The sequence below is a fragment of the Bacillus cereus group sp. BfR-BA-01381 genome, from assembly GCF_022663555.1.
Classification (GTDB): Bacteria; Bacillota; Bacilli; order Bacillales; family Bacillaceae_G; genus Bacillus_A; species Bacillus_A pacificus.
Map to the genome: position 1 here is coordinate 25636 of NZ_JAKUFR010000046.1, position 12056 is coordinate 37691.

Consider the following 12056-nt stretch of genomic DNA (forward strand, 5'->3'; position numbering starts at 1 on the left):
CTAGGATGTCAGGTCTTTCTTTATCCCGATTGGTGAGGGCTGATAATCAGTGGGGATGAGGAAAACCCCCACTGATTAAAGTTTCACTTTATTTAGTCGCGAATACCTAATGCGATTTTCGCCATACGTGACATACGTTCTTTAGACCAGGGCGGATTCCATACGACATTTACTTCTATTTCATTGACTTCAGGTACGTTCGTTGATAATACTTTTTTAACGTCTGATACAATTTGCCCAGCCATTGGACAACCGATAGAAGTCATCGTCATCGTAATGACAGCATTATTATTTTCATCTGCTGTAACGTCATAAACTAATCCAAGATTAATAATATCAACACCGAGTTCAGGGTCAATAACAGCTTCTAAGTTTGCATATAACTTTTCTTCAAATGCTTGTTGTGACATGTGTAGCACCCCCTACATATTAATGATATCGATTCTCATTATAACGGATATATGCATAAAGTGCAGGAAATGAGCTCAAAAAAATATCCCTCTTGGAAGAGGAATATTTTTGGAATGGCTATTCAGTTTTAAAATGAGATACGAGTTGATCTAATTCTTCAACTGTTTGTTTCATTTGTTTAGCTGTTTGTGTCATCTCATTCATCGTAACGACTTTTTTCTCAGCAGATTGTGCTGTTGCCGCTGTTTCACTAGATACTTCAGTAGAAATAGAAGCGATGTTATTCAGTGAAGCGTTCATTTCTTCAGCACTTGCAGCCATTTCTTCAGCAGTTGCTGAGATGTCTTGCATTTGAGTAGATACTTTGTTTACTTGTTCTACAATTGTTGTGAAAGAATTGCCAGCTTCACGAATAACATGAATGCCTTCAGATGCTTCAGAACGACCTTGTGACATCATAGAGCTCGCAGTTTCAGTGTCTTGTTGAATTTGATGTAATAATTGGTTAATATCTGTTGCCGCTGTTTTAGATTGTTCAGCAAGTTTTCGAACTTCATCAGCCACGACAGCGAAGCCTTTTCCTTGTTCGCCAGCACGAGCTGCTTCGATAGAGGCATTTAAAGCAAGTAAGTTTGTTTGCTCTGCAATATTAGAAATAGATTGTACAGCTGTATCAATATATTTCGTGTGAGTGATTAGACGTTCGACCACTTCTGACGTAGCATTTACCGCGTCGTGTATCGTTGTCATTTGTGAAACAGATTTTTGAATAACAGTACTTCCGTCGTTAGCTTGTTCAGATGTAACTACAGCAAGCTCAGTTACAGATGAAGCAGATTCAGCAATGCGCTGAACGCTTACTGCCATATCGTCCATTGCAGTTGAGCTTTCTTCCATGCTAGAGGCTTGAGATTGAATACTTTCATTTAAGTTGGACATCGAGCTTTGAACTCTTATCGTTGCCTCACGTGATATATTTGTCTTTTCTAGCATATTTTCAGAAGCGTTTTGTACTTCCACAGATGTTTTTTGAACACGATTAATGATATGTTGTAGATTTTCTAACATTTTATTAAATGATGTTGCAATCGTACCAATTTCATCATTACTATTTACTTGTAGACGGGCTGTTAAGTCACCTTCTTGAGATGATAATTCTTTTAGCTTGCTATCAATTTGTTGAATTGGTTTTACAAGTTTACCAGAGAACCACCATGCAAGTGTGATAGCTACGATAATACAAATAACAAGTGATAGGAAGATAACATATTCAATTTGTAACGAAGATTGATCGATTTTTTCGATAGATTGATCACGTAACTTAGCTTGTTCATTACTATAATTTGTGAAGTCACCAATTACTTTATAAACAGTACCATTTTCTGCATAAGCTACTTGTAAAGCTTCTTCCCACTTTTGTTCTTTTGCGAGAGTGAAAACTTTTTCTTCAATAAATTTTCTCCAAGTCGATCCTGATTCCATTGTATCTTTCACGGATTGAGAAATATTTGGATTAGAAAGAAGTTTATCTTTTGAATCCTCCAAACGTTTACTCATCTCATTAAACTTGTCTAATTCGACTTGATCATGTTGTAATAAATAACCTCTTAAAGCAGAAAGTTGTACTTGATAAGCGTCTCCACGTTCTTTCAATTCTGTTGCTAGAGGGGAAATTTCTTTTTGTAAAGCTTCAGCTTGATGCGATTGATCAATAGCAAAAAATAAAATAAAAGCTAAGGCGATGCCAAATAAAGCGCAAATCGTTCCCATCATGAACATTAGTTTTTTTCGAATGCTAATAAAATTCATATGATAAAAAGCCTCCTTTGTGAAATCTTAGTATTAGAATTAATAAATGTAAAAAATTGAAAGAAAGCTTTACTCCGTCTGGAACAAAGCTTTCTTCTTTCCTTTAGGAATTATAGCAGACGGAATGAGAGATAGAAAGAGATATTTTAAAGTGAAAAAAGAGAGATTGTAAATCTCTCTTTTTTCACTTTAAGCATTTGTTTTGAAATGAGAAACGAGAACTTCAAGTTCTTGTACGGTCGTTTTCATTTCAGATGCTTTTTTAGCAACGACACTCATTTTGTTTACTTGGTCACCAGCTGAAGTTGCTGTTTGTGATGTTTCGGCGGCAACTTCATTTGAAATAGAAGCAATGTTATTTAAAGCTGCATTCATTTCTTCAGAACTTGCGGCCATTTCTTCAGCAGTTGCAGACACCTCCTGCATTTGTGTAGAGACTTTGTTAATGTGGTTAACAATTTCTGAGAATGAAGATCCAGCAGTACGAATGACTGTAATGCCTTCAGAAGCCTCTGACTGACCTTGCGTCATCATTTCAGATGCTATTTTTGTATCTGCTTGAATTTGATGAAGTAAATGGTTAATATCAGTTGCTGCTAGCTGAGATTGTTCAGCAAGCTTTCGTACTTCATCGGCAACAACAGCAAAGCCTTTTCCATGTTCACCAGCACGAGCCGCTTCAATGGAAGCATTTAAAGCGAGTAAATTCGTTTGTTCCGCGATATTAGAAATGGATTGAAGTGCAGTATCAATATGATTTGTATGTGTAATGAGTCGTTCCACTACTTGTGATGTAGCGTTCACAGCTTCATTAATGGTATGCATTTGTGTAATAGATTTCTCAATGACTTTATTACCACTATCAGCTTTTTCTGAAGTAGTAACAGCTAGGCTAGCAACAGAAGATGCGGATTCTGCAATACGTTGAACACTCGTTGCCATATCGTCCATTGCAGTTGAACTTTCTTCGATGCTGGAGACTTGTGAACGAATATTATGCTCAAGAGCATTCATAGTTTCTTGCGTTTTTGCTGTATTTTCCATAGAAGCAGTTGTTTCAATAAACACATTTTCAGATGCTTCTTTTACACTTGTTGATGTTTGTTGCACTTGTTTTATTATGCGTTGTAAGTTAGCGAGCATTTGATTAAAGGAATTGGCGATATCACCGATTTCATCTTTACTCGTTACGTGCAACCTAGCAGTTAAATCACCATCTTGAGAAGCTAATTCTTTTAATTTCTCATCAATTTGTCGTATCGGTTTAACGAGTTTACCAGAGAACCACCATGCTAATAAAATAGATGTTACTGTACATGTAATAAGTGAGAAGAAAATAATATATTGAATAAGAGATGAAGAAGACTCTACGTCAGCAATTAATGCGTCACGTTTATCGTTTTCTTCATTTGCATATTTCGTAAAACGGCTTAAAAGGTCATTTACATAATCGGTTTGAGCTAAAGCGATTTTGGATGCTTCGTCCCATTTTCCTTCGCGAGCGAGAGGGAGGACTTCATTATCTATGACGCTGCGCCATTTCCCTCCCATTAAAATGGCTTCTTTCATTCCTTCTGGAAGTTTTTTATCACTTGTTACCTTCTCTCTAGTATCAGCTAGTTTTTTTCCTTCTCGGTTAAACTTATCCAATCCTTTTTGATCATGAGACAGTAAATATTCTTGTAAACCAGCAACTTGTGCTTGGAACCAATCACCGCGTTCTTTTAAAATCGTTGCTCGTTTTGATACATCATTTTTTAACGTTTCAATTTCACTTGCTTGGTTCATAGCGAATGAAAGAATAACAATAAGAGCAATGCTAAATAAAGAAGAAATGCTTAAGAGTGTAAACAGTAGTTTTTTTCGAATACTAACATATTTCATCGTTACCCCTACCTTTAAAAACTATTTATTATAATTTATAAATATTAAGAGCAGAATTAATAAAAACATCATTATGAAGTTATTAATCTGTTCAATGAAAATTATAGCAGATAATGGAAGATGGCAGATTGATATGAGTAAATGTTCTTAAAATGTATACATTTGTATATCAAAAAATTCATAAATAAAAATTAGAAATGCTATTGTAATTTGAAAAAACATCATGTATACTTCTAATTAGTTGATAACGATTATCAGTATCAACTAATAACATTACTCTTCGTTATGTTGGTCATACCCCTTTTTGACGACGTAAGTCAGAGACGAAATGTTGAAATATCTTGTGTCCTATTCTACAGAATTATGGTAATCTCCAACCTCAACTTATATGCGTGAGCATGCAAAAAGGATCCTATCCGTGAAGGGATCCTTTTTTGCATGCTGTTGCAATTAATGTATATAGACCTGGCACACGTTCTTCCATTCCTTCCGGTGCAGTAGGAGGGAAGACCCATCTTTGATGGGGCCCATGTTCTTCAACTAGTTTTTCAATTTTAAAATGTGCTTCCGCGAGCGTTGTAATGATTTCTCCTAGCGTCCAGCGACGGATAGTTGTTTTAGGTAGCGATTCTTTCTGTGCTTCTGTAAGAAGGATGCTATAAGCAACATCATCTTCAATCAATTCTTCATCAAAATAATTTCCATTGGCCTGAAATGATGGGTGGTCGACTCCTAATAATTTCGTGTAAACAGGATGATAGTCACGAAGGATAAGCATTCCATCTTGCTTAAGCAAGGTAGCAATTTTTTGAAAAAGCGGTTTTAAATCGAGAAAGTAATGGAGTACACCAAGTTCCAGCAATACGACATCGAATGACTCTGATAGTTGCACATGTAATACATCAGAAACGACATACTGAATAGAGACACCTGCTGCGTCCGCAAGTTCATTTGCATATTTTGCATTACTTGTTGAAATATCAACAACCGTTACGTCAGCTCCTAAAAGAGCGAGAGCAACAGCTTTATTTCCTTTTGACCCGAGTAAATTAATAATACGTTTTCCTTTTGGAGATTGTATGTAAGGTAAATAGTGATCTACCTCGCGCATGGGATCTTCCATAAGCTTTTTTGCATAATCTGCTGGCGCCCCGTGGCGATTCGTCCAAGCTTCATAAGCAGCTGCATTCCAGCTTTTTTCATTCCGCGCGCTTAGTTGTTTTTGATTCAATCATATCACTCCTTTTGTGAACGTATAGGTATTCGGCGGGAGGATGGGATTTCCTTTTCTTTTTGGATAAAAGTTTGATTTTTCTGTTATTAAGTCGTACAATACTTGTTATACGTAAAAGCGTTGAAAAGGAAAAGTAGAATGAAATCATTCTGTCCAGAGAGCTTCGGTAGCTGAGAAGAAGCAAGAATATTCATTTGAACAATGGCCTTTGAGCTTCGTCCTGAACTTATGAAATGATAATAGTAGGCGGCGACGAGAGTTGGTACTCGTTATCAAAACCACAGTATAAGAGCATATAGCTCCGTACTCGTTAAGGCTAATTATGTGAGTAATTGGCGAAATAAGGTGGTACCGCGACTGTTTATACAGCCCCGCCCTTATCTTTTTTTAGATAAGGGCGGGGCTTTTTATATTTAAAAGGAGGAATGTAAAATGAGTATTTTTATTGGAGGAGCTTGGCCATATGCAAATGGCTCATTACACCTTGGGCATATTGCGAGTTTGTTGCCTGGAGATATTTTAGCACGTTATTACCGAGCAAAAGGTGAGAATGTGTTGTATGTGTCGGGAAGTGATTGCAATGGAACACCGATTGCAATTCGGGCAAAACAAGAAGGTGTGACGGCGAAGGAAATTGCTAATAAGTATCATGAAGAGTTCCAGCGATGTTTTCATAACCTTGGTTTTACGTATGATTGCTATACACGTACAGATAGTGAGCACCATCATAAAACGGTTCAAAAAGTTTTTTTACGTTTATTAGAAGAAGGCCATATTTATAAAAAAACAGTGGAACAAGCATATTGCGAAACGTGTACGCAGTTTTTACCGGATCGTTATGTAGAAGGAATATGTCCGCATTGTCATGAAGCAGCAAGAGGAGATCAATGTGATGCGTGTTCAGCTATTTTAGATCCACTCGATTTGTTAGAAAAGAAATGTAAGTTATGTGGTAGTGCACCATCCGTACAGGAAACAGAGCATTTCTATTTCGCGTTGCATACATTTCAGGAGCAAATTAAAAGGGCTGTAGAAACCGCAAAGCAAACAGGAACATGGCGCGACAATGCGATTCAACTAACAGAGAGATATGTAAAGGAAGGATTACTAGATAGGGCTGTGTCACGTGATTTACCAATTGGGGTACCAATTCCAATAGAAGGGTATGAAGATAAGAAAATTTACGTATGGATTGAAGCGGTGACAGGGTATTATTCGGCGAGTAAACATTGGGCTGAAAAAACAGGGAAAGATGATCAAGAGTTTTGGGATAGAGAAGCGAAAACATATTATGTGCACGGAAAGGATAATATTCCGTTTCATTCTATCATTTGGCCAGCGGTATTGCTTGGAATAGGAGAAGGGGCAATTCCTCGTCATATCGTTTCGAATGAATATTTAACAGTGGAAAAAAGAAAATTATCTACAAGTAAAAACTGGGCGGTATGGGTGCCTGATATATTAGAACGCTATGATCCAGATTCTATTCGTTACTTTTTAACAGTGAACGCACCAGAAAACCGTGATACTGATTTTTCATGGCGGGAATTTATTTACAGTCATAATAGTGAATTGTTAGGTGCATACGGAAACTTTGTGAACCGGACATTAAAGTTTATTGAAAAATATTATGGTGGTATCGTGCCGAAGGGAAGTATTGATGTAGAACTGAAAGATAAAGTAGAAGGATTATATAAACATATAGGAGAGGCGATTGAGCAAACTACATTCAAGGTGGCGCTAGAATCAATATTTGATGCAGTACGTTTTGCAAATAAATACTTCGATGAGAGGCAGCCCTGGAAACAAAGGGAGGATAATCCCGTTTCATGCGAAAAAACGATTTATAACTGTGTGTATCTCATCGCTAATTTTGCAAATCTCCTTGAACCGTTTTTACCATTTTCAAGTGAAAGAGTTAGAAACACATTATCGATTGTGAAACGAAATTGGGAACCACAAAATACGTTGCCAAGTAGAATTGATAGTGTACAGCCCCTATTTGAGCGAATTGATGTAAAGCAAATTGAGCATGAGGTAGGGAAGCTATATGGAGCGGTAAAGTGAGATAGAGAAAAAGACCTTTCAAATACATGAAAGGTCTTTTGTTATGCACTATGCACGCTACTATGTTTCTTTTCTTTCCTAGCGGTAAGTAGCTGAGGAGTGAAAATCCCAAGTAGTATAAAGATGATCCCAATCCACTGCATAAACGTTACGACTTCATGTACAAGTGTAATAGAAGCGATAATGGCGGTTGGTAATTCAGCTGCTCCTAGTATTGTACCAAGTCCTGTTCCTACTTTCGGTACGCCAATTGAAAAACAAATGACAGGTACGACAACGCCGAACAACCCGAGGAAGAAAGCATATTTCCAAAGGCCGGCTTGCAGGGCACCATCGGTTAAAAAGGTTGGCGGGAAGAATAGGCATACGATAAGAGTAGCGCTTGTTGTCATAAGAAAGCTTTTCGTATAAGGCGGAACTTCTGTAGCAACACGCCCGCTTGCAAAAACATAGAATGAAAAAGAGACGGCGGCTAATAGACCAAAGATCATACCTTTCGTGGAAAAGTTTTGTCCGAGGCCTTCGAAGACACCGCCTGCAAACAATGTACCAGTAAATAAAATAATGATAGATATAACTTTCTCACGGCTTGGAAATGTTCGGTTTGCAATTGCTTCAATAACGACACCAATCCATGTGAACTGGAAAAGCAGGACGACAGCGATAGATGCTGGTAGTTCTTCTACAGAAATAGCGTAGAAGATACCGGTCATACTCATCGTTGTGCCAACTGTTAGTAAGGAAAAGAATTGCTTTTTTGTTACTTTATGACGTGAAACGAGAAGAACGAGCAGAAGAAGACCGATCCATCCGAAGACATATTGACCTCCTAATAGTTGATGGGCTGAAAATCCATCAATGAATCCGAGTTTGAAAATAGTTGAAAGTACGCCGTAGCTACAAGCTCCGAATAAAACGAGTAATGAATACTTAAATTTCTCCATGAAAATCCTCCTTTTACATAATAAAAAACGCCCGCTATCCAAATAAGGATAACGGGCGAACGAAACAGAGTCATATACTCTACAAAATTCCGCCACTCATACGAAGTATGAATTTGGGATATGAAATTGTAGTAGGTTTTTACATTGCTTTTGGGAATACAATAGAACATTTTACACCTTGAGGCGTGTTTTGTATACCATAAGGAAATTGATGTTTATCTAGTATTTGTTTTACAATGTATAACCCAAGACCACTACCTTGTACTAAGCCGTGTTTGTCAGGGTTTGCGCGATAGAATGGCTCAAATAAATGGGCAAGTTTATCCTCATCTATTTGTGAACCTGTATTTAATACTTCTAATGCGTAACCGTTTGGCTTTTCATAAAGCTTTATATATACATGCTGATGGTCAATTGTATAATGAATTGCATTTGAAATAATGTTAAAAATGGCAGTTTGAATAAATTTAGGATCAGCTAAAACTTGTACATCTTGTTTAATGTTAGATTGAACATTTAACTGCTTTACAGATACGAAATAATCTACTTTCTTCATAACGTCCTCAATAATATTAGTTAATGAGATAACTTTTAAATCAGGTTTAAATTGAGGGTTTTGTATTTTGGATAATTCCGACATTTTTTCCGTTAATATGTTAATGTCTTGCATCATTTCATAGGAACGTTTTAAATATTTATCTCTATCTTTATAAGCTCCAATTCCGTGAATCATGCCATCTAGTTGTCCCATAACGGCTGCGATTGGTGTTTTTAATTCATGGGAAACCATAGACATAAATTCTTTACGAGATTGTTCTAATTGTTGCTCCTTTTTGAGTTCATTTCTTAAATCTTGATTGCTCGCATGTAAATTCTTCACTATATTTGGTACTTGTGAAGCAGCTACTTGTAAATTAAAATCTGTTTGATCAGTATTTTTGTTGAGTAGTTTTTTATCTGAGAAATCAAGATTCATAATATCTTTTAAAGCATCACTCATATATTGAAAAGGTTTAGCAATTAGTTTTGCATAAATTAAAGATCCAAGCAGAGAGAGTGCAAGCATTGTTGCGCCAATATGTGGAGCTAATTGCTGCAGTACATCTGTTAATTTTGGATTATCTTGTGCATCATTTGCTGCATTTTGTTTATGTAAGGCATCATTAGTAGCGACTTGCTTTTCCGTTTCTGTAAGTGGAGCAGAAGCGCTATTTTTCCCCGAAATATTTTGAGTATGTTCTTTTGCTTTTGCAGTTTGGCTAGGCTGCAAAAGGTGATTGATAGCTGTAGAGAGAGAATTATAATCTATAATAGAAGATTGGAAATTAAACATGTCCCCCTGTGATACAGCTTTATTTTGATTCGTTTTACTTTGGTCGTTTTGTTTATCTGAATCCGCTTGTTCTGTAGTATGCGTTCCATTTTCTTTCGCAAAACGTTCTTTATCGTAGTTTGAAGCTAAGAAGTAAATAACTTGATAAAGACAAAGTGATAAAAGAATACAAAATAATAAGGTTTTGATGAAAATATTTTTGGTGATGTTGTCTTTGCTACGATTCGATTTTGTAGCCAATGCCTTTCACCGTTTTAATATAAGGAATTCCTAATTTTTTTCGTAAGTTTTTAATGTGTGTATCTATAACTCTTACATCACCATAATGTTCATAGCCCCATACCTTATTCAACAAATCACTTCTTGATAATACTTTTCCTCGATTCTGCAGTAAAGTATAAATAATTTCAAATTCTTTTGTTGTCAATTCAATTTGATTACCATGAACATAAGCGGCGTATGCTGTAGAATTTAACATCAATTCATGGAATTGTAGTATAGTCGCAGCTTCGGCTTCCTTCGTTGCTGCCCTTCTTAATACAGCTTCTACACGTTTAATAAATACGGTGTAATGGAACGGTTTCGTAATATAGTCATCAATACCTAATTCAAATCCTTTAATTTCACTTTCTTCATTATGTAAGCCTGTTAACATAATGATTGGTACATCAGATTGTCCTCGCATAATTTTACAAATACTATAGCCATCTATATCTGGTAACATCACATCAAGGAGGACAAGATCGTATGAATTTTTTTGGAAAAGAAGTATACCTTCTGTTCCAGCACCAACGACATCAACAGTAAAGTTTTGTGCCATTAGAAATTCACGAATTAGTTCTTGTATATCTGGGTTGTCTTCAATCACCAGTATATGCGTCATAGTAACACCTCCTAAATAACGCTTTTAACTGCAATATTCGAATTCATCATTTTTCCGATGACTCAGATTGTTTATACATATAATAAGCCCCCGCCATAAAATAATCATGAAAGTAGCAAGGGGAGTTGTTTAGTGAAACTGAATATTTAAGAATTACAGTAATTCTATTATAGTATGTATTGTAAAATTTATAAAATATTATAACTGTATAATTTTAATATCCATGTTTATCAATGTTTGGATGTTACCTAACACAATCTATTCCTATTATATATGTAAATACAGTTGTTTTGCTACTGTAAATGAAGAAATAAAATAAGCCAAGACATAAAATTCTTGGCTACATGTAAATCGCGCTTTGAGGTTATTTTACAGTGACAGTAGCTTGCTGGGGAATACGCTCAAATAACCAGTGTATATCATTGTTATACATACGAATACAACCTAGTGTTGTCCACTTACCAATTGCCTGGTTATTGTTCGTACCATGAATCGCATAAGTTGTTCCGTAAGTTCCTGCCATGTTTAGTCCGAGCCAACGGTCACCAAGTGGATTACGTGGATCGCCGCCTTTAATTTTGCCTGTGTAATAAGGACGATTTTTAATTTTATTTACGATTTGAAAAGTACCTTTAGGTGTAGGAGTAGCTGCTTTTCCAGTAGCGACAGTAAAACTTTTTATGAATTTTCCGTTTTGATAGTAATCCATTTTATTTAACTGTGTATTCACGATAAGCTGATCATTTGTTGTAGCTGCCTCAGCATTTGTGAATGGAATAGTTAAAAATCCTAATGATAATAGTGCGCTTAATAATAGTTTTTTCATTTTATTCTCCTTTTTACTATTGTAATAGTCTTACATACAATGAATTTGCAATCCTCGTAATACTTTATTTACATTTTCATCTAAGGTTTCAAAGAAGGTAGTAATTTTGGCATTGTGTTTGTTGTTTTTATCAATAAGTAATCTTTCATTTAATAAAAGTTCGCCATGTAGTCCAAAACTTTGAACTTGAATATTTAATTCATCTTCCGTTTCAGAAATAATTGGTAAGAAGTAGTGAAAAGCTTTCGTTGGAATGATGTAGCTTTTGCCAATCATGCTTTCTTGATTTGAATTAATCCATTTTTTCGTAACAATCTTAATGTTCTTTTTTGAAACGATAAAAGACAGTGTTGTAGACTTTGTTAAACTTACGTCAAATTCATTTGTTTCACATATGTGTAAATTAAAAACGGTTTCATTTTGGTGAGATTCAACATTTGTATTAATAAAATCGTGCATTTTATAAGCTTCCATTTTTTATTCACCCTTTTTTCAATTTCGAAAAGCGATTAATATTTATTCAAATTAATGTTTAGTCATATATTGGTTAAATTTTTCAACAAATTCCGATATAATCTTACAATACGTATATGAAGCTAATATGAAGTTAGTATGAGTTTGTAGTGGTTTTTTATTAAGAACAAAATATAACGATTTTTAAGTGT

10 protein-coding genes and 1 other annotated feature are annotated in these 12056 nt (G+C 35.6%); of the genes, 1 reads left to right on the forward strand and 9 read right to left on the reverse strand.

Annotated features, from left to right (window positions below):
* Positions 1 to 92: 92 nt before the first annotated feature.
* The 4 genes from MR079_RS16655 to MR079_RS16670 all read right to left on the reverse strand — a co-directional run bounded on the left by MR079_RS16655 (position 93) and on the right by MR079_RS16670 (position 5335).
* Positions 93 to 410, reverse strand: a complete 318-nt coding sequence (locus MR079_RS16655) for a metal-sulfur cluster assembly factor (RefSeq protein WP_000082521.1) — start codon at positions 408 to 410, stop codon at positions 93 to 95.
* Positions 411 to 528: 118 nt separating this feature from the next.
* Positions 529 to 2220, reverse strand: coding sequence for a methyl-accepting chemotaxis protein (locus MR079_RS16660; RefSeq protein WP_139868285.1), 1692 nt, complete (start codon positions 2218 to 2220; stop codon positions 529 to 531).
* 189 nt (positions 2221 to 2409) lie between these two features.
* Positions 2410 to 4104, reverse strand: coding sequence for a methyl-accepting chemotaxis protein (locus MR079_RS16665; RefSeq protein ID WP_242294318.1), 1695 nt, complete (start codon positions 4102 to 4104; stop codon positions 2410 to 2412).
* A 412-nt stretch (positions 4105 to 4516) separates the two neighbouring features.
* Positions 4517 to 5335 carry a class I SAM-dependent methyltransferase gene (locus MR079_RS16670; RefSeq protein WP_139868281.1) on the reverse strand — a complete coding sequence of 273 codons (819 nt, stop codon included), beginning with the start codon at positions 5333 to 5335 and terminating at the stop codon, positions 4517 to 4519.
* A gap of 114 nt (positions 5336 to 5449) precedes the next feature.
* Positions 5450 to 5720, forward strand: a binding site (T-box leader).
* A gap of 50 nt (positions 5721 to 5770) precedes the next feature.
* Here MR079_RS16670 and metG point away from each other — a divergent pair.
* Positions 5771 to 7405, forward strand: coding sequence for a methionine--tRNA ligase (gene metG / locus MR079_RS16675; protein ID WP_242294319.1), 1635 nt, complete (start codon positions 5771 to 5773; stop codon positions 7403 to 7405).
* Between the two features lie 41 nt (positions 7406 to 7446).
* Here metG and MR079_RS16680 read toward each other — a convergent pair whose 3' ends face one another.
* The 5 genes from MR079_RS16680 to MR079_RS16700 form a co-directional block, all read right to left on the reverse strand.
* Positions 7447 to 8349, reverse strand: a complete 903-nt coding sequence (locus tag MR079_RS16680) for an EamA family transporter (protein WP_242294320.1) — start codon at positions 8347 to 8349, stop codon at positions 7447 to 7449.
* Between the two features lie 139 nt (positions 8350 to 8488).
* Positions 8489 to 9922: a sensor histidine kinase gene (locus MR079_RS16685; RefSeq protein WP_242294321.1), complete on the reverse strand. Its 1434-nt coding sequence runs from the start codon at positions 9920 to 9922 to the stop codon at positions 8489 to 8491.
* Positions 9900 to 10565, reverse strand: coding sequence for a response regulator transcription factor (locus tag MR079_RS16690; RefSeq protein WP_000148833.1), 666 nt, complete (start codon positions 10563 to 10565; stop codon positions 9900 to 9902). The genes MR079_RS16685 and MR079_RS16690 overlap by 23 nt, the downstream gene beginning before the upstream one ends.
* A gap of 364 nt (positions 10566 to 10929) precedes the next feature.
* Entirely contained in the window at positions 10930 to 11391 is a 462-nt protein-coding gene (locus tag MR079_RS16695) for a L,D-transpeptidase (RefSeq protein ID WP_000735052.1), read from the reverse strand.
* 30 nt (positions 11392 to 11421) lie between these two features.
* Positions 11422 to 11865 carry a DUF3978 domain-containing protein gene (locus MR079_RS16700; RefSeq protein ID WP_000388752.1) on the reverse strand — a complete coding sequence of 148 codons (444 nt, stop codon included), beginning with the start codon at positions 11863 to 11865 and terminating at the stop codon, positions 11422 to 11424.
* Positions 11866 to 12056 lie beyond the last annotated feature (191 nt).